20 protein-coding genes and 2 pseudogenes are annotated in these 23246 nt (G+C 36.2%); 17 read left to right on the top strand and 5 right to left on the bottom strand.

Annotated features, from left to right (window positions below):
* Positions 1–417 precede the first annotated feature (417 nt).
* The 11 genes and pseudogenes from ACXAEO_RS17225 to ACXAEO_RS17175 all read left to right on the top strand — a co-directional run bounded on the left by ACXAEO_RS17225 (position 418) and on the right by ACXAEO_RS17175 (position 9467).
* Entirely contained in the window at positions 418–711 is a 294-nt protein-coding gene (locus tag ACXAEO_RS17225) for a hypothetical protein (RefSeq protein ID WP_474883255.1), read from the top strand.
* 295 nt (positions 712–1006) lie between these two features.
* Positions 1007–1333: a hypothetical protein gene (locus ACXAEO_RS17220; protein ID WP_474883254.1), complete on the top strand. Its 327-nt coding sequence runs from the start codon at positions 1007–1009 to the stop codon at positions 1331–1333.
* A gap of 39 nt (positions 1334–1372) precedes the next feature.
* On the top strand, positions 1373–1669 hold the full coding sequence (locus tag ACXAEO_RS17215) for a DUF960 family protein (protein ID WP_474883253.1): 297 nt from the start codon (positions 1373–1375) through the stop codon (positions 1667–1669).
* A 15-nt stretch (positions 1670–1684) separates the two neighbouring features.
* The gene (locus tag ACXAEO_RS17210) at positions 1685–1882 is read left to right on the top strand and encodes a hypothetical protein (protein ID WP_474883252.1); all 198 of its coding nucleotides are present in this window, start codon (positions 1685–1687) and stop codon (positions 1880–1882) included.
* A gap of 191 nt (positions 1883–2073) precedes the next feature.
* On the top strand, positions 2074–2619 hold the full coding sequence (locus tag ACXAEO_RS17205; RefSeq protein ID WP_474883251.1) for a hypothetical protein: 546 nt from the start codon (positions 2074–2076) through the stop codon (positions 2617–2619).
* 1 nt (position 2620) lies between these two features.
* On the top strand, positions 2621–3076 hold the full coding sequence (locus ACXAEO_RS17200) for a hypothetical protein (RefSeq protein ID WP_474883250.1): 456 nt from the start codon (positions 2621–2623) through the stop codon (positions 3074–3076).
* The gene (locus ACXAEO_RS17195; RefSeq protein ID WP_474883249.1) at positions 3063–3260 is read left to right on the top strand and encodes a helix-turn-helix domain-containing protein; all 198 of its coding nucleotides are present in this window, start codon (positions 3063–3065) and stop codon (positions 3258–3260) included. Before ACXAEO_RS17200 ends, ACXAEO_RS17195 begins: the two co-directional genes overlap by 14 nt.
* A gap of 66 nt (positions 3261–3326) precedes the next feature.
* Entirely contained in the window at positions 3327–3830 is a 504-nt protein-coding gene (locus ACXAEO_RS17190; RefSeq protein ID WP_474883248.1) for a hypothetical protein, read from the top strand.
* An 857-nt stretch (positions 3831–4687) separates the two neighbouring features.
* On the top strand, positions 4688–6205 hold the full coding sequence (locus ACXAEO_RS17185; RefSeq protein ID WP_474883247.1) for an NADH dehydrogenase subunit 5: 1518 nt from the start codon (positions 4688–4690) through the stop codon (positions 6203–6205).
* Between the two features lie 14 nt (positions 6206–6219).
* Entirely contained in the window at positions 6220–8844 is a 2625-nt protein-coding gene (locus tag ACXAEO_RS17180; protein ID WP_474883246.1) for a DUF2309 domain-containing protein, read from the top strand.
* Between the two features lie 76 nt (positions 8845–8920).
* A pseudogene (locus tag ACXAEO_RS17175) lies at positions 8921–9467 on the top strand (carbonic anhydrase).
* Here the strand turns inward: ACXAEO_RS17175 and ACXAEO_RS17170 are convergent.
* Positions 9464–10584 (bottom strand): IS3 family transposase gene (locus ACXAEO_RS17170; RefSeq protein WP_474878936.1). Its coding sequence is split into 2 segments (ribosomal slippage): positions 9464–10335 and positions 10335–10584, totalling 1122 coding nucleotides; the frame shifts between segments, so codons are not numbered across the junction. The pseudogene ACXAEO_RS17175 and the gene ACXAEO_RS17170 overlap by 4 nt on opposite strands.
* A gap of 388 nt (positions 10585–10972) precedes the next feature.
* On the opposite strand from ACXAEO_RS17170, the gene ACXAEO_RS17165 reads away from it, so the two are divergent.
* Both ACXAEO_RS17165 and ACXAEO_RS17160 read left to right on the top strand, forming a co-directional pair.
* Positions 10973–11341, top strand: a complete 369-nt coding sequence (locus ACXAEO_RS17165) for a Na-translocating system protein MpsC family protein (protein WP_474883245.1) — start codon at positions 10973–10975, stop codon at positions 11339–11341.
* Between the two features lie 271 nt (positions 11342–11612).
* Entirely contained in the window at positions 11613–11759 is a 147-nt protein-coding gene (locus tag ACXAEO_RS17160) for a hypothetical protein (protein ID WP_474883244.1), read from the top strand.
* A gap of 58 nt (positions 11760–11817) precedes the next feature.
* Here the strand turns inward: ACXAEO_RS17160 and dacB are convergent, their stop codons facing one another.
* From dacB to ACXAEO_RS17140, 4 genes are all read right to left on the bottom strand, one after another.
* Positions 11818–13257, bottom strand: coding sequence for a D-alanyl-D-alanine carboxypeptidase/D-alanyl-D-alanine endopeptidase (dacB, locus tag ACXAEO_RS17155; protein ID WP_474883243.1), 1440 nt, complete (start codon positions 13255–13257; stop codon positions 11818–11820).
* Positions 13258–13359: 102 nt separating this feature from the next.
* Entirely contained in the window at positions 13360–14295 is a 936-nt protein-coding gene (locus ACXAEO_RS17150; RefSeq protein ID WP_474883242.1) for a polysaccharide deacetylase family protein, read from the bottom strand.
* Position 14296: 1 nt separating this feature from the next.
* On the bottom strand, positions 14297–15670 hold the full coding sequence (locus ACXAEO_RS17145; RefSeq protein ID WP_474883241.1) for a glycosyltransferase family 2 protein: 1374 nt from the start codon (positions 15668–15670) through the stop codon (positions 14297–14299).
* Positions 15671–15799: 129 nt separating this feature from the next.
* A complete protein-coding gene (locus tag ACXAEO_RS17140) occupies positions 15800–16708 on the bottom strand; it encodes a glycoside hydrolase family 16 protein (protein WP_474883240.1) in 909 nt (302 codons plus the stop codon).
* 466 nt (positions 16709–17174) lie between these two features.
* On the opposite strand from ACXAEO_RS17140, the gene ACXAEO_RS17135 reads away from it, so the two are divergent.
* The 4 genes and pseudogenes from ACXAEO_RS17135 (at position 17175) to ACXAEO_RS17120 (ending at position 23096) form a co-directional block, all read left to right on the top strand.
* Positions 17175–17921, top strand: a complete 747-nt coding sequence (locus ACXAEO_RS17135) for an alpha/beta fold hydrolase (RefSeq protein ID WP_474883239.1) — start codon at positions 17175–17177, stop codon at positions 17919–17921.
* Between the two features lie 287 nt (positions 17922–18208).
* On the top strand, positions 18209–20746 hold the full coding sequence (locus tag ACXAEO_RS17130) for a putative bifunctional diguanylate cyclase/phosphodiesterase (protein WP_474883238.1): 2538 nt from the start codon (positions 18209–18211) through the stop codon (positions 20744–20746).
* 238 nt (positions 20747–20984) lie between these two features.
* Positions 20985–22157 (top strand): annotated as a pseudogene (locus tag ACXAEO_RS17125) (PDC sensor domain-containing protein); the annotation flags it as partial.
* Between the two features lie 3 nt (positions 22158–22160).
* Positions 22161–23096, top strand: a complete 936-nt coding sequence (locus ACXAEO_RS17120) for a methyl-accepting chemotaxis protein (protein WP_474884257.1) — start codon at positions 22161–22163, stop codon at positions 23094–23096.
* Positions 23097–23246: the final 150 nt, after the last annotated feature.

Genomic DNA, 23246 nt, shown 5'->3' with positions numbered 1-23246 from the left:
CTTCATCTTGAGGGCTTTTTTAGGTTTATACTTAGGAATATTTTACGAAAATCTATCGAAAATTAAAGGTGAAATAAATGATTTTCTTCATCTGAAAAAAATCCATACAATAGTGATGATTTTAATCATCGCTATTGTAAAAAAAGAATAAACAAGAAAGAATTAGAAATTTAACGACATTTATTTTTTTTGGCGACAAATATATTGAGAAAGGCCTAAATGGTCTAAAATAAGGTTTTTATAAATGATACCACTTTTACAAGCCAATGACAGACCATGCGAATTTTCGGATCAGATTATTTAAAAACATCATAGATATTTAATGAAATTAGTGATAGATACTAGGATTTATCTCCTGAAAAAAGAATTAAATAACATAAAGATTAATACTACTAAAGGAAATTGGAGGTAATAGTTATGACAGATTTATTTAATTTTTCAGGTAGCATAACACATGATGTTGACCAATTCACAAGCCTTTGGGTAGTGATTGGAGCACTTTGGTTATTATGTATTATTGTGGGGTTTTTAATTGCTTCATTTTTTGCTTCTTTATTTGAGGTAGTTTATGAAGACGGTACAACAAATACAGAACCAATAATAAACGGAACACTAAAGGTATTTATGGGCTTAGGTATTCCAGCCTCTGTAATTGGAGGTATGTATTTATTTTCAACATATGATTTACATCAATATTTAACTTTGATTTAGGAATAACAAAAGAAAGAAGAATTTAGAAGGCTGATGGTATGTAAATACTTTATTTTTAAAATTTGAAAGATAAGCATAAGGTTTTACGGGAGTTCCAAAAGAACCGGAAATTCTACCACAACCCAAAATTACGGAAAATAAAAAAGAAATATCAGAAAGATTGTTGAGTAGGATTTGTTCCTACTCATTTTTATTATCTACATTTTTGTTGTGATTTAATATCGTAGATAAAAATCCTTGTAGATGATTAGATTCGCGCTATACTTTACATCAACAAGGATACGGAGGGGATAATATGGGGTATTATTTCGGTTTAACATTTAACAATGATCGTTATGAAGACATTTCAGAGAGCCTTCAGATACACAGTGAAATAGTAGGTAAGAAAATGAAAATGTATTTAATGGCTAGTGTGGAACATTTAGAGTTTCACCTTAAGTTTATAGATCGTACATGTATAGATAGAATTGTGCTTTATGATTATCAGGAATTAGGTAATTGGGAAACATTTAAGAAGTTCTCAAACCTTTGCCTGAAGTATAACATTCACTACAGTATTTGTAGGCAGGATCTCCATAGTGATGTAGATGTCCCACTGGATTATTTAACAAGTATTATTTAATGTTATAATATCTTTAAGATTTATCAAAAGGAGAAAATAATGTTTGAGCCTAAATCAGTCTTTACTACAAAACAAGTGCAAAGTTTAATTCTTCCTGAAATAATAAAAGGAATGTTAGATTCTATTATGGCAATGAAAGAAGTTACTGAGGTAGATTATCTTCAGGTCTTTGATATAGACACAAATGGAACAACTACATATATAAATCATTCTCAAGAAGAACCTCGTTATAGGAAACAACTAATGCTTACTCAAGTAAATAACAAGTTTGAGGGGAAAATTTTTATTATTGATGACGGTAAATGTATTACTGTTATGTTAGCAGAAGAATATTAAGAGTGAGGTAAAGATATGATTTGTGATTGTGGTGGAATTCTTGATGTAATTCGTGTTGAGGAGTATCCAGAAGGAATTAAAGACAAAATCAACTATGATCGTTTGTGCGATGTGCAATGCCTGAAGTGTGGGAAAGTCTCATACAGTCAGTCATATGATTTTGGAAAACGAATTAATGAAGTAAGAGATTTGGCGGAAAAACAGAAAAAATGAAAATCGGTCCTTTACAGGGAGATTCTTCTATAGTAATATATTGGTATATCTTTTTTATATATACTTTTATATTACTTTTTTTTATTTCATATTAACTTTTATAAATAGATCCTAAATAGTGAAGTGAGATTCCTTAGTTTAAGGAAGATAAACATCTTATCTTCATAAAACTATTTTAGGAGCGTGTTAATATGAAAAACATGAACAATGAAGGAAGAATTCTAGTTAACTACTTGCATAAAGAAACAAAACTTGAGGAGTTTATTGCAAATTTCCATTTGGTTTCTGATCTATTAACTAGAGAACAAGAGAGTCATCCTGTCACTCTTCAACGATTCTTAACTTTTGCTGATGGATTAAAAGTAGGAACAGAAGAAGAGGCTAATATAGCATTAGAAAGATTGGAAGAATTCGTTTGGTTTCATAAGCAGGACATAGAACTTCTGAAGAAGGTAAAAAATCAGAAGTTAGAAAAAAGAGTAGAACATATTTTATTTAACTACGATCTGCGTGGAAAAATTGGTTTAATAAAGAAAGAACTTCTTAAAGAAGATTATTGGGCAGAAGAAGAAAGACTTGTTCTAATAATGGACGGTTTTGGAGCAGAACCTAATAAGATTGGTCGAAGAATGTCTGTTACCTACTTGTCTGATTTCGAAGAGACTATTCAATATAGGGATGACCTAGAGTGTATCTTTTGTGACGACGTTAATGCTTTATTAACGGAGGAAAATTGATATGCTTAGAGAAATCGATATGAAGTGGCAGGCTATTGCTTATACAACATTTGATCCTTATGAAAGCCTTGAACTATTAACAGAATACAGAGAATATAAGAAAATCTTAGAACGAACTGAAATACTTGATAATCTAAATTTAAAACGTATTTATGGTTCTGACTACTATTTTTCTCACTTTTTCGCTGATACTATTTGGTTTAATGGATTGAACTTAAAAAGGCAATTTAATGAAATGATCTTAACAATTCTGAATGAAGATATTGATAAGGTGTTTGTTTTAGATTCCTTTAACATATTAGGTATGGAAAATTTATCTCTTTTATCTAGAGTATGTAGAGATAAAAATGTGGAGTTGCTATTTCCAAAAGAATTGAAGGACAATGTTGCATATCCAGAGTTATTTGATATGTATGCAGATTGGACAGAGGAGGTAATCTCTAATGTACAATTCTGAGAATGACCTTCCGATTGTTTTAACGGTTGAGGACGTAAGGGATATCCTTCGTATAGGAACAACCTCTGCATATGATTTATTCAATAGTGGGGAATTCCATATTGTTAAAATTGGAAGACAAATGAGGGTAAGCCGTAAAGTATTTCTTGATTGGTTAATTAATCAGACTGAGATTGCATCATAATGGTGTAATCTCTTTTTACATTGTTATAATGTAATTATTAATAGAAGAAAAAAGGTGGATAAGCGATTGTTCGATTCTATTATCAGTTATTTCAGCACAGATGAAAATATGAGCAAGTTGATATTTGCTGCAGTTGGTGTAGTAGTTGGTTTTATCCTTAAAGATTTAATTTTAACTCCATTAACTAAGTTAGTGAAGTTTCTTTTTGGAAAGTTAATTAGATTAATAGGCAAGTTATCTTCTAAAGCATACAACGGAACTAAATTGAATTTCAAAAAAGCAAGAAGATATATAGAATACAGGAAGACTATAAGAAACGTTGTTAAAAAGAAAATTCCAATGCCAGATGATTTTCTATCTGGAAAGACTGCGGAAAGTAATCCAGAACTAAAGAAGATTTTTGAAATGATTGAAGACGGAGAATTGGAAGAACCTAAATTTTACAAACTAGAAAAGTATTTCAAAGAAAATCCAATTGACGTAAATGAGTTGTTGGGTAATGTAGATATTACTCCAAAGATAAATGTTAAGCCAATCAATCTTGACAATCTTAAAAGAAGAGATAATTGACCTGTTATTAATCCGTGTAATTTTTGGTGTAATTTTGGTGGAGTAATAGATGAAAAAAGTTAGAATTAGATAATAATAGATAAGAAGTTAACCCCTTTGAAACCCCGTCAAATCAAGAATAGATAAGGTTACTTGAAACCATTTAAAAATAGGTGAAAAGTGCAACCACTACTTTGACAGGGTAGAGGTCGCTGGTTCGAACCCAGTCGGAATCATACTTAGAAGAAGCTCCAATCCTTTGGTAGATAAGGGATTGGGGCTTTTTTGTTTTGTTATTGCTGTTGATGGTTTTATTCCCTAGTCATGTCCACTGTGGTTTGCTTAAACATCGAAATAGGAAATGGGGTCTTTCTTGTTGACAATTTTTAAGATTTGGCCTATTTTATACTTAACTTAACAATCGGCAGATGTTTATTTTCTCCTTTTTAAATAGTTAGACCTTTAGCATTCTTTTAATATTCAATATTAAATATTCAATATTAAATGTTTAATATTGAATGGATGAAAAAGTACCCTAAATAGACAAAAGGAAGAGTAACATAAATCGGTTTATTACATAATCAAGGGACTAAATTAAAGGTAAATCAATGCTTTCTTTAGAAGGCAATTAAAACATAAAGTAAACTGATTTATAAAAAGGTAGCTCTTCAAAAAACTTCGCATGAAGTTAGTTGAAGTGAAGCCGACAATTTTTAAGATTCAATGATGATTTTAAATCATTACATCTTGAAAATTGTTGGCTTTTTTTATTGGAACATAACATTTAACCAATAAAAGAAGTACATAGTCTCGAAATAAAATCACCTTAATCAAAAAGGTTTTTGTAAGTTAATGTCATAAAAAAGGGAGGATTTGAAATGTTGGTTTTGCTGAGTTTGTCATCATTGTTAACATTATTTTTTATTATGCTTATTGCTGCTGGGCTAAGTGGACTATTGTTTTTACATCCACGAGTCCCCTTGAGTTTTGTTCGTATTCATATTTGGATTGTAGCTTTACCACCGTTGGTTTCCTTAGTAATTCTTGCTAATACTAGTGTGAATGGAAGTTTTGGTCCTTGGTTCTTGGATTCTTTAGCTTGGTTAATGGTCTTCTTTGTTCTTGCAATTGGTTTAATCATTCAGCGTTTTTCTGTACGTTACTTAATGGGGGATCGCCATTATCGTAAGTATTTTCCCCTTTTCACATTCACTACAGGTGCTGCTTCAATTGCATGGTTAAGTAGTGATCTCCGCTTAATGGTTATATTTTGGGGAGCAACTCTCGTCGGTTTAAACTTACTTATAAGGTTAAACAGTGCTTGGAAAATAACTAGTCAAGCAGCCAAGGTTTCTGGTCGATTATTTATGTTAAGTTGGCTTTCTCTGTTATTCGCGATGATTTGGCTTTTTCAAGTCACAGGTCAATGGCAGTTATCATTAGCTCTAACAAATGATAGTTTAGCTCCACTTGGATCATGGGAGAGAACAGGGATTAATTTATTGATTATATTAGCAGTGATAATTCCAGCAGCCCAGTGGCCTTTCCAAAGATGGTTAATTGAGTCTGCTGTTGCTCCGACTCCTGTTTCTGCGATTATGCACGCAGGTTTAGTAAATGCAGGTGGGATTATACTGACTCGATTTTCACCTCTTTTTAATGGTGATATAGCATCGATTATGTTACTTATTCTTGCAAGCATTTCTGTATTGATTGGATCTGGAATTAGTTTAGTTCAGGTTGACTATAAACGTCAGTTAGTAGGCTCTACGATTGGACAAATGGGATTTATGCTCATTCAATGTGCATTAGGTGCGTATATAGCAGCCATTATTCATCTTATCTTACATGGTTTGTTCAAAGCTACGCTGTTTTTACAGGCAGGTTCAGCAGTACGCCGTTTCGAAGTATCGACTCGCGTTAATGAACGGTCATCCTATTTATGGCTTATGGCTGGTCGAGTTTTAGCTTTCGTTGTAGCGGTTGTTTTTTGGGTCATGGCTCCTGGTGAGGGATATCGATTGATTAGTGCACTAATCTTAGGATGGTCATTGTCTGTTTCTTGGACACAGCTCGTAGCTTTTGGAGAGGGGAGAATTGGTCGAATTGCTGGTTTATCATTTTTAGGAGGAGCGGCCATCGTTTATTTTATCATTCATAACTTATTCTACGAGTGGTTGCATGCAACCGTTTTTCATAGTGTTCAACCTCCAATGTCAGTTGTCATCATTGTCGGATGTCTCTTACTATTTGGTAGTGCTTTAGGTACGTGGGTTGCTCGTAATCGTTCATCTGTTGCCTTTTCAGTACTTTATCTTTGGTTAGTGCGATTAGGTGAAGCAAAACCAAAGTCAGTAGAGAGTCATCCAAACTACCTTAAACAATACTTATCATAAGGAGGTAATCAGCGATGGGCGTAACATCTGTATTAACGAAAGAAAATGTAAAAAATAAAGATATAGATATTAATTTTCAAGAAAGTGATATTAACGTTTTAATTGAAGCAGCTAGCCGAGTGATTGCACCACTTTGGCCTATTTCCACATTTGCAGCACGTAATCCATGGATGGGACTTGAAAAGCAATCTTTTGACCAGGTTGCAGATTGGTTAAAAAATACTCGTGATGTTGATATATATCCTAGTGCGTCTATGATCCTTTCGGCAAAGAGTAAAGGTGAGATTGATGAAGTCTATGTGAAAATGGGGCTCCAGCGTTGGCTTGATTCACGTTCCTTTAATATCCCAAGGGACGTGGCAGAACGATTTTGCCATGCTGCCCTCCAATTAGATCCATTACCTTCTAACCTTTTATCGTCACGCAAGTTGGAGAAATTGGTAGGTAAATTTAGTGGACTGAATACGGATAATATCAATGATTTCCCAATACAACCAATAAGTTCACATGTAGAGGATAGAGATGGTGACAGGTTAATCAATATTCTTGATTACCATGTCATCAAGTGGTGTAAATTATATCTTGGTGACTCTCAGGCAGATTGGACCATGCCAAATCGTGAGGAAGGTTTCTATCGTGCTTGGCAGCGTCTTATTCAATATGATCCGGCACTTACTAAAAAGCAACGCGAAAGTTTAAAAGGTTGGCCACAAGAGGCACATATGGCTTTAAAAGAAGCGTTATTCGTACTAGAAATACCCGAATCAGAGATACAGGCTTATCTTGAAGGTCATTTACTTTCCTTACCTGGGTGGGCAGGGATGATGCTTTGGCACTCTCAACAATCCAGCCATGAACATGCACTTCTAACCGAATATTTAGCAGTTCGAATTTCTATGGAATTGGCGCTTATGAAGCCTTACTTACCTTTGACCCATCAACGATCTGGGAAAAGAGTTTCGATTACTCCCCTTATAGCATCTTGGATCCATTGGGGGGGCCTTACAATCGAGAAATGGTTACAGATGTCAACAGCTGAACAAAACGAATATTTATCATTTGCCCATAGCTTTGATGAGAAGCTTCGCAGGAAACTTTGGTTAGAAGCTTGGGAGCAAACACACACAGATCAACTAAGTCAGAAAATATTCTCTAAACAACATGAGACCAACGATAAAAAAGCTGTATTAGCTCAATTGGCATTCTGCATCGATGTACGATCAGAACCTTTTCGTCGTCAACTTGAAAAAGAAGGTCCGTTTGAAACGATTGGAATTGCTGGTTTTTTTGGGCTACCAATAGCAACAAGTGAACTTGGGAGCGATCACAGCCATTCTTCTTTGCCAGTTATACTAAAGCCTTTACATAAAATAAAAGAGTCTGCAAATGAAAATGAACTCAAATCATATCAACAACGTAAGCAGGCAGTTAATTCCTTAAGCCATACATTTAAAATGATGAAACAGAATGTACTTTCGAGCTTACTTTTACCTGAGCTAAGTGGACCTTGGCTTAGTCTACAAATGGTAGCACGTAGTTTTGTGCCAAGAGGGGCAAATCGTTTTATTCGTAACCTTTCTGAGACTTGGTTACGCAAACCTCATATCACGCTCTCGCTTAACCATGTTCATAATACAGAAGCGGAGATACCTGTTGGTTTTTCTGAAGAAGAAAAAGTGAATTATGCACGCCAAGCTCTGAAAATGATGGGGTTAACAAAAAATTTCGCACCATTAGTCGTAATATGTGGTCATAGTAGTAAAAGTACCAATAATCCCTATGCCGCTGCTCTTGACTGTGGTGCCTGTGGTGGAGCTGGCGGTGGATTCAATGCTAGGGTTTTAGCTACTTTATGTAACCTTCCAGAGGTTAGAGGAAAGCTTTCTGCTGAAGGATTTAAAATCCCTGAGGATACTGTTTTTGTAGCTGCTGAGCACCAAACAACGGTAGATGAATTACACTGGATTTATGTTCCTGAACTTTCCAAAGCTGCACAAGAAGCATTTGATCGTATCGAAGCAATTATGCCGAAAGTGAGCCATAATGCAAATGCAGAACGTCTAGAGCAATTACCGAATTTCCAAAAGGAATTTAAAAGACCGAAGGCTGAGGCACACCGATTTGCGGAAGATTGGAGTGAGATACGTCCGGAATGGGGATTAGCTCGTAATGCCGCTTTTATTATTGGCCAACGTGAACTAACTCAGGATTGTGACTTGGAAGGTAGAGCCTTCCTTCATAATTATGATTGGAGTCAGGATGAAAGTGGTGACCTCCTAGCAAACATCATTGCGGGACCAGGAACGGTAGCCCAATGGATTAATCTTCAATATTACGCTTCAACGGTAGCGCCACATTATTATGGTAGTGGAAATAAAGCAACTCAAACTGTTACAGCAGGTCTCGGTGTTATGCAGGGGAATGCGAGTGACTTGTTAGCTGGACTACCTTGGCAATCCGTCATGCAATCAGATCATGAGGCTTATCATTCTCCTCTTCGGTTGCTGATTGTTATTCAAGCACCTAGCGAATATGTAGAACGGTTATTAAATAATGAGTCAGCATTTCGAGAAAAAGTTCAAAATGGATGGGTTCGACTTGCTAGTGTTGATCCAGAAGGACGTTGGGAAAATTGGTAACTGCCAAAATAAACATTTATCAAATAATTTGTTATTCAATTAAAAAATCCATAAAAATAAAGAAAGGGTGTACGATATGAATTTAGATAAAAATAAAAAAGTATTATTTTTAACGGACATTGAAAACGGGTTGGAACCCATCTTACAAGAAGTGACTAATATTCGAGCAGAAAATATGCTGACGATACAAAATTATGGTATCGATCTCTCACATCCTTATGGAGATATAATGAGATCTGTTATCATTGCTATTTATCAAGAAAATATTGAGGAGATCTTTGTTGTAGGAACAAAAGATAAGGGTACTACCACAGTCAATATACGAACTCAACTTGAATCAATGAAAGATAAAATACAAACATTAGACTATCTTTTTCAAAATTGTATGCCTGAATTTTCAAGTGGTACAGTTGAAGACTGGCTAAATGGAAATGAAACTATTATTGATAGTATTGAAAAAAGTGTTGACGCCATTCGTCACCATCCTTTAGTGCCGTCTTATGTTAAAGTTTGTGGTTTAATAGTTAATAGTAAGGATGGAAAATCCTCAATTGTGGAGGTTCCTACTAGTGAAACAGTGTCAAACCTTACCTGATCACACTGGTATGTCAACACTAAACTAGACAGATTTTTTAAGGTGTTCAAGTTTATAATTAATTGGACTTACATAACCAAGTGTCCCGTGAATTCGGATGTGATTAAACCAGTGGACATAGTCATGTAATTCCCTTGTTAATTCTTCTAAACTCTCAAAATGTTGACCTTTCACAAACTCTGTTTTAATGATTTTAAACGTTGCTTCAGCGACGGCATTGTCATATGGGCAGCCTTTCATACTTAAAGAACGTTGAATGTTAAATGTCTCTAATGCATCGTCCATTAGCTTATTTTTAAACTCATTCCCACGATCCGTATGAAACAGTTGGATTTTACGAAGGTCGGCTTTGATCGAGGCGAACGCACGATAGACGAGTAACGCATCCTTATTTGGCCCGGCGCTGTACCCCACAATTTCCCGATTAAAGAGATCGACAAATACACATACATAATGCCATTTTTGTTTGACTCTTACGTATGTTAAATCGCTGACGATCGTTGTCAGCACTTCTTCCTGGTGGAACTCGCGGTTTAGTTCATTCTTCTGTTCGGATTCATTACAGGATTTTACATGCGGCTTAAACTGAGCTACTGTGTAAGCAGAGACAAGGCCCTGCTCTTGCATAATACGCCCAATTCTCCGTCTAGACACGATGAGTCCCCGTTTTTTTAATTCAATTTTAATTTTACGTGTTCCATAATTTTGACGGCTGGCGCGGAATATTTCGATCACATCTGACGTGATATCATCCACTGCTGCTCTTTCTTTGGCTTCATAATAGTACGTGCTTCTAGGTAATTGTAGGACTTTGCACATTGCTGATATCGAGTATTTATGTTGATTATTCTTGATGACATTTACTTTTGTCCTAGTATCAGCGCGGCTTGCTTTAAAATATCGTTCTCCATCTCTAACTGCTTATTTCGTTTACGAAGTTCAATTAATTCTTTTTGTTCAGGCGTTAACTGATCTTTTTCTTTAAAGGAGCCATTATTCTCACTTTGCCTCACCCACTTATCCAGGGAAGACGGCGTCAGGTCATATTCACGAATAATGTCCTTTCTAGGTTTACCGCTTTGATACAGCTGCACAATTTGTTGCTTAAACTCATCTGTAAATGTTCGACGTGCTTTTTTAGTCATCGTAGATTCTCCTCAAGTATATTATCTGTAGTCTACTTGACCTTAAGTTTTCTGTCCAACTCAGTGTAGCCTATCCACACTTTTATTTTGAAACAGAAGGAGAAGTTAACTTCTATGCACTTATATATGGGAAAAAGACAGTTTCACAATAACTGGGAAAAAGCGGGCAATTGTCTAACCTTTTAAAAAGTTCTTAAATGTTTCTATAAAAGTCCCTAATAAGGTTAATACAGACCTATTAGGAACTTTTTCTAGAGAGATAGCTTACACCCTTGAAAACTCTTTGGAAAAAGCAAGAATGGGAATAGATGAACTTGACCTCTCTCTTATAATAGCTAGTGCAGGAAGTGATAGACTAATTTTTTGTTCAATAGGAGATGTGTAGTTTATGAAAATATCTAAAGGTTCTTATGAATCTGAAATAAGTAAGGCAATTACTCAATGGGAAAAAGACTTTCTTGGGCGTGGGTCTGTATCTGTTAAAACAGACATATTAAGGGATATGATCATTGTGAATTTACAAGGTGTTTTAACACCAGCTGAATATACCGTTTGTGAAACAAAAGAGGGACTGTTAACTATAAAGAAAACTCGTTCGGAATTAGTTGAATCAGGTATAGAAGATCTTAAGAATATTATATTAACTATAACTGGGGAAAAAGTGAAAAGTTTTCATACGGATATCAGCTCTCGGACTGGCGAACGAGTAATGGTATTTAAATTATTTAATGATCTTGAGAAAAAATTTTTTATGTAAAAAATAAGCCGAAGTGTTTATCAACTTTCTCTTCTTTTGTTTATAGTTATTACACAGTACAAAGATACTTTGTTCTTTTGCTAATTATGAAGTTTAATAAATGATAATACTCCCTCTTCAACTATTGCGCGTTTTTCTAGAGTAACCGAAAAAGTCCAATTGCTCAATTTTAATACTGTAAAATGTACCCTATAAAGTAGAAACACAAAAAAGTCTACCTAAATGATATTGGTTGTATTTTAATGGAATCCATTTCTTTTTTAAAGGTAATGTGATTGAAGAGATTGTTTCTAATATTAAAGAAGAAAATATTAAACAGGAAAGAGAAGATGAAGATGCAGCTGAACTGCGAGCAGAGGCAGATAGGCATATTTCTAAAGAGATTTGGGCAAGCGTAGACAATATGATGGAGAAGTAACAAAAAACTTCTAGATAAAGAGCTCAAGATTCCATAATAGAACCTTGAGCTCTTCGCCTTAATACGTCGTAATCATCTTCTTCACTACAGCATCAATTTGTGTAGTAGCGCTTGAACGATTATGCTCTACTAAAATACTAAAAGCATACCATTTTCCGCTGTTTGCTTGTACATAGCCGGCTAGAGTTGAAACGCCGTCTAGGGTGCCTGTTTTGGCTAGTACACGGTTTCTATATGCCGTTTCTGTGAAGCGATTTCGCAATGTTCCACCGATTAAGCGGTCTTTTTGGCCCCCTATCGGTAAGCTCGTTAAAAATGTCCGGTAGGTTGGTTCTTTCGGTTGTTGAACAAGGAAAAGCGTTTGTTGAATGGCTGTTACTTCATTTGAATGGGAAATACCTGAACCGTCTTCAAATTTCCATTCGTTCATGTCTAATCCAATTGATTGACCGTATTCTTTCACTACTTTAAGTCCGTGTTCCCAGTCGCCCACATGATAAACTTTTTTGCCTAATGTTTTTACTAATATATCAGCAATTCCATTATTACTTAATTTGATAAAGGTTGGCAGTAATGTTTGTAATGGTTGAGAACGTTTTGTGCCTAAAGATACGGCATTGCTTGGCACAGTGGCATAGTCTACTTTCGAACCGCTAGCAAATTGAATACCTTGGGTAGCAAGTGTATTTTTAAATGAGTTCAATGTACTTAATGTAGGGTTAAACATCGTGACCCATTCTTTTTTTGAACTTCCTTGCGGCAAGTTACCAGAAATGATGATTTGGTTTGTGCGGTATTTTCTTTCAATTTCTAGGGTGTTGCGGTGACCTTTGGCGACGGTTTTGGCGTTATTAATTAGCCTCATTCCACTTAAATTTGGTTGTACGGAAAGGCTCGGTGCAGCACCGATACTTGAAGCTTTGGCTGTGACGATGACGGTACTTACATCATAATCATTGTCAGGTGAAGTCGTTAAGGCTGAAATGGGAGCCGCGTAGTAATAGCTTTCATCTTCGGCTGAAATACCTGGCGATAAACGATCTCCTGTAAACCATGTTTCATCTCCATAAATGTTTCCGTTTATTTGTTTAATCCCTTTTTGTTTTAATGTGTTGCTAAAGGTAACAAAGTCTTTTACTTGTAAAGTAGGATCACCTTCTCCGCGAAGGTACAGGTTTCCGTGCAAAGTGCCGTTTTCAATTTTTCCATCCATTAACATTTGTGTGGAAAAATAATAGTCTTCTCCTAAAACGTCTAAAGCTGTTGCAGCAGTTAATAGTTTTAAAGTTGAAGCAGGTTTAACGCCGTTGTTTCCGTAGTATTCATAGACAAGTTCGCCAGTATGTAAATCCCGAATAGCCATAGAGAAGTTAGTGCCATACAGCTGATGGTTAACGGTATTGGTTAAGTCACTATTCGCCTCTGCATGTCCACTTAAAAAAGTCGAACTTATGACCATTACAAAAAATAAGATGTATAGTTTTAGTTGGTTTTTCAAGTATTTTCCTCCCCCTTTTCCAACTAAACATTATCATAGAAGTCTATGATCATACAATATTCTATTTCTAGTTTTAGAAAAAGTAGGGAAGCATGTTGGATTTCACTGAACATCCTCCACATGCTTCCTTAAAATCATTTTAAAATCATCCATTGTATAGGACGAGAAAACACTTTGTCTTGGAATTTCGAGGATGTGATGAGCTGGTTGGGCGTAGCCAGGTTCGGTAGTAAAAGCCATTTTTATGTTTAAATCTTTTAGTATATTTAACGTAGTAGGGTCATATTCTCCGTATGGAGCTGCAAAAGCTATGGAGTGTCCTAGCCATTCCTTCGCTTTAGCAAGGTCTTCTTTTACTTTTTCCGGTTCGTATGCTTTTAAGTAGGCGACTCCTTGAGGATTTCGTTGATGAAAGGAGTGGGTATGGTTTCCGTAATCAAAAACATCCGCCGCTTTTTTCAGCTCATGAATGCTGGCGTATTGAAGGTGATGGGGGTTATAGGAAACGGTCCGATGAGGGATTAATCCGGTAATCAGAAATTGAACCGCATAAAACTCATGCTTTTTTAAAACTGGATACGCAAATTCGAACACATCTTTATATCCATCATCGAAAGTAATGAATACGCTTTTGGCAGGTACTTTCTTTTGGTGGGTCATAAACGATTGGAATTCTTTTAACGAGAGAGCGGTATAGTTTTGTTCTTTTAAATAATTCATTTGTTCTGTAAAATTTTCAAGTGTGACGATCATGTCAACCAATTCATTTGATTTTGTGTAGTGGTGTTTTTTTAGTTGGTCTTCTGGGATAATTCGGTGATAGGTTAAAACGGGTATTTTTTTGGCCTGTTTTTCTAGGGTAGAGAAATCACGGTTAACAGAAATGGGGGATATGTGAGCTTCGTGTAATGATTCTTTCGCTGGGGCGGGAGCGAATCCATAGCTGAGAACGTAGTCATAAAGTAAATAGCAAAGCGGGCTGAAAATCACAAGGAAGGAAAGGGTAAATAACAGATTGGTGATCGCATGTTTTTTCATTTTACGACCCTCCAAGCGTATCACGAACGTTCATTTTTACTTCGGTATCCAATTTAATAGGTTTGCCAATTCGTTCTGAGCGACTCCAGCCATCTTTATCAAAAAAGTAGAGAATCGTTCCGATGGTCACAAAAAATAATCCTGTGATTCGATAAAGTATGACTTCAACGGGGAAAAATAGGAGGACCGAAAGTTGGTCTTTGAACTGATACGTTTGTCCGAATCTTCTCGAAACGAGCAACGTAGCAATGTCTTGCATGACGGCTAATACAATCGATGTGATATATAGGAGGAGGGATAATTTCCAATGATTCATTGTGACAAGCACGAGGAGCGGGACCATTATAGTTGGATAGGCGGATATTGTGCCAAGCAGGAGGGAATCGAACAGTAAATAGGTCGATACTTTAAAATTCATTTTTCGATAAAAGGATTTGCGGTACGTAATGACGCAGTCGACAAATGCTTTTTGCCAACGGATGCGCTGTCTGTATAAGTTTTTCAAGCTGGCGGGACATTCCGTATAACAAACGGCTTCAGCGACGAAAACGATGCGTTTGTTTTTTAAGCTTGTGCCGATTAGCTCTTGAATTCGCAACGTAATATCCATATCTTCACCGACTGTTTTGCGATAGCCCTTTGCCTGTATGAGGACATTTCTTTGAAAAGCGCCAAATGCGCCTGCGATGACGGTAATCGATCCGAGCTTTGATTGGGTGGCTTTGTGTAAATAAAAGGACGTTAAATATTGAACAACTTGGTAACGAACTAATCCAGGGATTTGAAAGCAAGGAATCATCTTTTCTCCACGACGTTTAAACCCTTGAACGATGTTCACTAATCCTCCTGCTGCTACGACAGAGTTATCGGAAAATGTTCGGTTCATTTCGTTTAATGCATTTGGTTCAAGAATGCTGTCAGCGTCTAATGTAATAACAAGTTCTTTTGTGGCAAAATCTATGCCTGTATTAAGGGCATCCGCTTTTCCGCCGTTTTCCTTATCAATCACCCAAATATAAGGATATTTTTGCGATCGGTACACGGCCTTTACAGGTTGATGTTTCAATACACCTTGTTTCGATCTTCGTGTTTTTATAAGACGAAGATGTTTGTGTAAGGTTTCAAGTGTATGGTCAGTAGAACCATCATTAATAAACAAAACTTCAAGCTTGTTATATCGCAAATTAAAAATGCCAAACAGACAATTTTCAATAACAAGCGACTCGTTAAAAGCGGGGATTAAGATACTCATTTCTTTTTCGTTCGAAGGATAAATTTTTGGGTAAGCATAACTTGTATAGAGCGGAATAAACATATAAAGGATATGGAAGAAAATGAACAAATAAAATAGAATAATGGTGATGGTTAATATCATACTAGTTTCTACCACCTTTCATAAAAAACTTTATGAGGGACAAAGGAATAGGAGTCGTTTTAAGGAAACTAGATGGTATGTTTATTCTTAATAAAGAACAAATAAGGTGGGAAATAGAAACAAACGAAATCAGTAGCGTTCCTTTTGATTATTTTTGAACACCCTTACATAGTCAATTTCATAGTAAACAGGAAAAATGGTTGTATCGTCCGGTGACCCAGGCCAATTACCGCCAACTGCCGTATTTAAGTATAAGTACATGTTTTCACGTGGGACGTATTGATCGGTCCGAAATTGTTCTATCCCGTCAATTCGCCACCTAATGGAAGTTGAATCCCATTCGATACTGAAAATATGAAAGTCTTGAGAGAAATCCGGACCTTTAAAAGAATGTGAATCACTCTTTAACGTTCCGTTATCGTTAAGCCAATGCGAAACCATCCAAATTTCATCAGGCTGGTGGCCAAGCATTTCCATAATATCAATCTCTGGTAGCCAAATGTTTTCTTTAGCGGTCATCATCCAAAAAGCGGGAAATATCCCTTGTCCTGCGGGGAGTTTAGCCCTCATTTCTGCTTTTCCATATAAAAAATCGAATTTCCCTTGTGTATGAACAGCCCCAGATGTATATTCTCTCCCTTTAAACGTTTCCTTTTTACTAATGAGCTTTAAAACACCATCTGTAACTTTAACGTTCGTAGGAGAATAATATTGTAATTCGTTGTTTTTCTCTGCAGCCCAATCTTCGACATTCCACTTGTCAATGTCTAGGCAATTCCCTTCAAATTCATCTTGCCAAACTAATTCCCATTCGGTTTGATGTAATATTTCTGTATCACTCCATTCTTCAGCACCATCTTCTGTACAACTGTCAGTCTTCGTCAGCGTTTTTGTTTCGGTTGTATTTTGCGTGTGTGAGTCATGTGGAAATTCCAGGCTATTCGTTTCTATGTCATGAGGAAAAGAGATGAAAAAGCGAAAGAATAAAGCAATAGAAAGTAATAGGATGAGAAAAGTGAATGGATAAACATTTTTCATTACATGGCTTCACGCTCCAACTTATACGTTGAAAGGTATATATAATTCCTTATGTAGTAAACGTGTGTAATATGACAATTAACCACATGTGTAAAAATATGTAAATTTATACTTGTGATGCTGTTAATTGAATTTTTCATTATCATATTGATTGCACTTAACAATGACGATTGAAGATAAAAGGTAGCTGAATGATAAGTTTTAGATGATCTAATTGGGAAGAAATCTCCAGCTCCCAAATTTTCATTTATTTGCTCACATTTATAAGATGAAAAACCATAAAAGGTAATTTTTGTATTTTTCTGAATCTTTATGTGGTAATTGTCGAAATAGGGTAGAGAAATGGGCAGTGAAGCTGTAAAATAAAATGAAGTTGACGATTTCAAATGTTGTCCCTTTATTTTTATGGTTTATTTTGACAGCAGTATTTAAAAGTTCATTAAAATAACAAAGAGGGCTGGTAAAAATGAAAGAAACCATCATCTTTTTGCATGGAATTGTTGGAAATAAGAGTGCATTTAAATCGGAAATAGAACAATTAAGAAATCAGTATTGTTGTATATCATATAATTTTTACGGCCCGGAACACTCTGAGGCTGATGGATTCTTTTCTTTAGAGCTATTATTGGAACAACTTTATGCTCAATATGTAGAACATGGAATAAAAGAGGCTCATTTATGTGCATTAAGTTTTGGCTGTATCCCCGCAATCGCTTTTGCTAAAAAGTATCCTCATATGGTATTGAGTTTAATATTTGTCGGAGGCTATTATTGTAACGTTCCTTCAACATTGCAAACCCATCTGATTCAATTATTGAAAGAAAAAGAGCAATTGAATTATAAAGTATGGACAAGGCGATGTGCTACTTTGCTTAATCCAAATAAAAACCAAATACCCGAAGATTCAGAAGCTATCTTTTTTGAGAATGCATTACTACTGCATCCAAATGTTTTTGAGAAAGTGTTAAAGTTGCAGCTTCAGTTTGATTCAAGAAGCGCTTTGCAGCAAATAAAAACCCCCATTTTGTGGGTAATGGGGGAATATGATGAATTATATAAAGAAACACTTTTCAATTTGAAGCACGATATCCCGCATGTTGAATATAGAGAACTGAAAAATGCGGGACATGTCGCGCATATTCATCAGCCTGAACAATTTATGTATGTATTCGAGTCATTTATTACCAAGTCAAAAATACTTGTAAATGTGTAAAAAGACCCTGTCCGTTCAAGAGATATTTGCCGATATAATAGCAAATGCGGTAGAAACAGAAGTGGTTGTTTATACATTACTTTGTTTAGATAATTTTGATGTTCTTAATTTCAAAGTTAGATAACGTTTTTCAGTTCATTTAGTATGAAATACATGTTTTGAAGGAAGTCGAAAATCAAACCTAACCTCTAATACACCGTATTTTATCAATGTTTTATTATGGAGGCTTTACTGCTTGTGGAAGCGAAAAGCCAAGCTGTTTCCTTGCAGCGGGAGGTATGGAAAAATTGTCAATAAAGAATAAATTATCATTAATTTTTACTTTGTTAGTGCTATGTATTTTAATAGCCAATAATACATTACATTATGTTCGATCGAAGCATAAATTAGTGGAATATAATGAAAAAGAAATCGCCTTAATTACAGAGGAAGTATCTTATCAAGTTGAGAATGCAAAAAAAGGCTCTCTATATGTCGAAAATATTATTGGAAGAGAGCTGCGTACGGCTGCAATAGCTGCTCAAAAATCATTACCAGCCAACTATGAAGATGTGACTAATGAACAATTACGGACACTTGCGGATGAGTTGATGATTTCTCACATTAGTTTACTGGCAAAAACGGAAGATGACATTGTTGGTGTTAAATCGTCTGATCCGCATGAAATTGGTATGTCAACAAAAGAATGGAAGTTTTGGTACGATGCTTTTCACCAGCTTTTTGATTTATCACCCGTTACAGTAGGAGAAGGATTAACTTTACCGAACTATTGGACAGGTCCAATTGAGGTTGCGGCCACAAACCCTAATCATACAGATAAATGGGGCTATTACCACGACGGCTCATCCAATTTTATTATCAATCCATATTTACGTGATAGTCAAGTATTAGAGTATGAAGAGCAATTCGGACCAACTCCTGTTATGGATCGTTTTATAAACAAGCTGGATGGTGTTTTGGAGTTGACCGTCTTTAATCCAAATAGCTTTGGACAAAAAGACGAGATTGTTCATATGAACAATGGAAATACGTATGTTCGAATAGTCGATAAACCAGTTTGGTATGGAACATACAAATATATCAACCAATCCTTTGATGCATCACTCGTTCAAACTGCTGTGAAAACGGGAGAGAAACAAAGTTATATTAAGCAGTTGAATGGTAAAAAGGTACAGAAAACGTTCGTGCCAATCGGTACAGATACGAAGGAACCATATGTTATCGGGTTGACCTATGATTATAGTTTAATCGAGAAAGAACTGAACCAAGAGCTATTACAGCACCTTGTCTTATCGATTCCATTTATTTTAATTGTATTGATAACGAGTTTTATTTTTTCACGTTCCATTACAAAGCCAATTGGTTACATTGTGGAACAAGTGAATGAGATTGCTCAAGGAAACTTTGGCAAAAATTTAGAATCAAAACGAAAAGACGAACTCGGGCACTTGACGCAAAATGTGAATGCACTATCAAATTCGTTGAAAACGTTTGTCGGTGATCTAAAAAAGAGTCAAGAAGTGATTGAATTTCAAGCATATCATGACCCGCTTACTGGGTTACCGAATCGAAGATATTTACAAGAAGAATTAAATAAAAGCATTGATCATGTTCAACAAACAGGCGGTATGGTTGCGGTCCTCTTTATTGATATTGACCGGTTTAAAGATGTAAACGACACGTTAGGACATGCGAAAGGGGATCAATTAATCCAGCTTGTGTCTGAGCGAATCCAAAACAGCCTTTCAAGTGGAAACGGTGTGCTGACAAGACAAGGCGGCGATGAATTTGTTATTTTATTTACTCACCTTGAGATAGACAAAATGCAGGCAGCAGCTGAAACCATTATCAACAATATTAAACGACCTTATTTTATAGAAGAAAATGAAGTGTATGTAAGTGCGAGCTGTGGCATGAGCTTGTATCCGGAACATACAGATAGCGTAGATACGCTTATGGTGTATGCCGACATAGCGATGTATGCTGCGAAAAAGCAAGGTGGTAACCAGGTCGTCATCTATAATGAAGAAATTAACAAAGAGAATGCACATAAATTGCTGGTAGAAGCACGATTGAGAAAAGCAATTCAAAAAGAGGAAATCGAAGTATTTTATCAGCCAAAAATAAATGCCAACACCAATGCTTTAATTGGAGTTGAAGCGCTATTAAGATGGACGGATGAGGAACTTGGATTTATTTCGCCTGACGTCTTTATTCCGGTTGCAGAAGAAACAGGGTTAATCCATCCGTTATGGGAATTAGCGATGAAGAACGCCTGTTCACAAGTAAGCGAGTGGAATGAACAGCGACGTGATCCGCTCAAGCTTGCGGTGAACTTCTCCGCTAAACAATTTCAAGACCCTGAGCAGATGGTGAAACAAGTAAAAGATATTTTGGCAGCTTGTCAATTAGAACCTACCTATTTTGAAGTAGAAATTACGGAGAGTACGTTACTTTTTAATTCTGAGCAAACGATTAAAGCTTTAAAAGATTTACAAGAATATGGAATTGCAATTTCCATTGACGATTTTGGAACGGGCTATTCTTCGTTAAGTTACTTACAAACATTGCCAATCAATTGTCTGAAAATTGATCGTTCGTTTATTCAAAGCATTACAGCGGATTATGAGAATGTTGAAATTCCAGAAGCGGTTATTAACTTAGCTAGAGGTCTTCGTCTGCAAGTTGTAGCGGAAGGTGTAGAGGAAGAGCATCAAAAAGAATTTTTAGTAAAGCATGGATGCTACCAAATGCAAGGTTATTTATTTAGTAAACCGCTTGGCAAACGGGAATTCGAGCAATTTCTTCATTCTTGGAAGAATTAAAGACATAGGATGTTTTGAAAAAACGTAGTTTTGTGAGGAAATTTGAGTAAGAAAAAGCAAAAAGGTTTATTGGTGTAAACATTAAACATCAATAAACCTTTTTCAGTCCAATTTTTGAACAAGATGCTAAATGAGGTTCTTAACTTTGATAGCGAATTATTAATTTCTTAACATAACATTAACAAATTTTTGTTATGCTTGAGGTTGAAAAAAGTCGAAAAGGAGCGTTTTATGTCGTATGCTTAAAACATCATTGCCATTGAAAAGGAAAGCGATAAAAGAAAACAGGAAAAAGGTAAAAGGCATAAAAGGCTTCAGCAGTATGAAAATGCAGTTACTACTTTTATTTCTTCCCATCGTAATGATTACGTCAGTGTCGATTACGATGTTAGACTTTCGCACAGCGAAAAATGAAGTGACAGAAGGAACACAACAACGAGTGAATGCAAGTTTGAATTACGTTGCTGAACGTTTAGAAGGAGAGTTTCAATCCCATCAACGTGTCGCCCAAGGAATTGGTGCTATGTATCAGGCTAAAGGGAACTCTTTGACTAAGCAAGACTATCAAAAGGTCATTGAAAAAATGGTTCCTCTTAATGAACATACACTAGGGGCAGGAATTTGGTTGGAACCTTTTGCATATGATAAAGAACTCAAGTATTTTGGGCCATATGTATACAAAGATGGTAGTAATCTGATGTACACGGAAGACTATGAAACTGATGAATATAATTATCCGAACACGGATTGGTATAAAGCAGGAAAAGGGGCAGAAGCAGGAGCGTCTGCCTGGACCGAACCTTATTATGACGAAACGACGGGGATTACAATGATAACAGCCGCTGTTCCAATTCATCAAAATGGACAATTTGTCGGAGTAGTGACGGCGGATTATGACTTATCATCGATTCAGCAGATGATTGCGGAAGAAACGTTTGAACGATCGGGCTATCTATTTATGGCAGGAGAAAATGATCAGTTTATTGCCCATAAAGACAGTGACATGGTAATGAATGAATCGGTGACGGTCGATACGGTTTTGCCGGGGCTTGGAGAAGCAATGAACAACCAAGCAGAGGGGGCACAGTTCGTCACGATTGACGGTAAAGAGTGGCAAGTTTTTTATTCTTCATTTGAGGAAACAGACTGGAAACTGGCAGCCCTTGCCCCTGCTGAAGAGATTTATGCGGGTATCCAGCAGCTTATGAAGAAGTCTATTATTGTGACGGTGATAATTATTGGATTATCGGCTGTCGTCATTTTCTTCTTTAGCTCGAAAATGGGAAAACGGATGGAAAATTATGCTCATAACTTCTCGTTTTTAGCTCAAGGTGATTTAACTAGATCGATTACCGATTCGTCAAACGATGAAATAGGCGTGATGGGACAGCATTATAATAAGGCGCTGGAAAATATGCGTGACATGATGATATCAATTAATGCCAACTCCCAAAGTCTCGCTGCCACAGCCGAAGAACTGTCAGCGAGTGCAGAAGAAACAAACAAATCTATTACAGAAGTAGCTAGTTCGATTCAGCAAGTCGCCAATAACAATAGCGAGCAAAATAATTATGTGGATCAGCTGAATGAAGGAACACAAGATATTCACGAACAAATGGGCATCATTTCAGAAAACATTAAAAAGATGAAGCACGCGACAGCTGAAAATGCTGGTTTAGCTCATGAAGGAAACGAGTATGTGGAAGAAGTTATTCAACAAATGAATGTAATCCATCATCAAGTGATTGAATCATCGGGTACCATTCATGAATTGAATGAAAAATCTCAAAAAATTGAAGAAATCATTTCGATGATTACCAATATTGCTGCTCAAACGAATTTATTAGCTTTAAATGCCGCGATTGAAGCAGCACGGGCTGGAGAGCATGGAAAAGGCTTTGCGGTTGTGGCCGAAGAAGTCCGAAAGCTCGCAGAACAGTCCAGTCGAGCATCAGGAGAGGTAAACTCACTTATTCAAGAAATTCAAAAAGGGATTGAGGATTCAGTTAACGTGATGAATGAAAGTACCAAGTCGACTGAATCTGGAATAAAAGTTGTAGAACGCACGGGACGGGCTTTTAAAGAGATTTCCAAGTCCATTGATGGCGTAACCGAGTTGACGGGGGAAATGTATGATTCAATCGTCAAAGTTGTCAATGAAACGAAACAAATGAAAGACATTGTTCAATCGGTTAGTGAAATTGCTGTCATAAATGATGGCAGTGCCCAAAACGTGTCTGCTGCCACACAGCAACAGTCAGCTGTTATGGAGCAAGTATCACATGCGACAGAAGAGCTCGCGAGAATGTCTGTCGAGTTGCAGCAGGAAATAGCGAAATTCAAAATCTAATCTTGAGGCAAAACGGTTAATAAAATATAAGTGGTAAGTGTTCTTTTAAAAGGATGATTTTGCAAGTATGTTGTTCATACAAGCAGAATTATCCTTTTTTAGTGACACGCTAAGGAACCTCTTTTTAGAAAAAAAGAGAACTGTCGAAAA

The sequence above is a fragment of the Bacillus sp. ABA4_010 genome (assembly GCF_056159105.1).
This window is presented reverse-complemented; position numbering and strand designations above follow the sequence as displayed.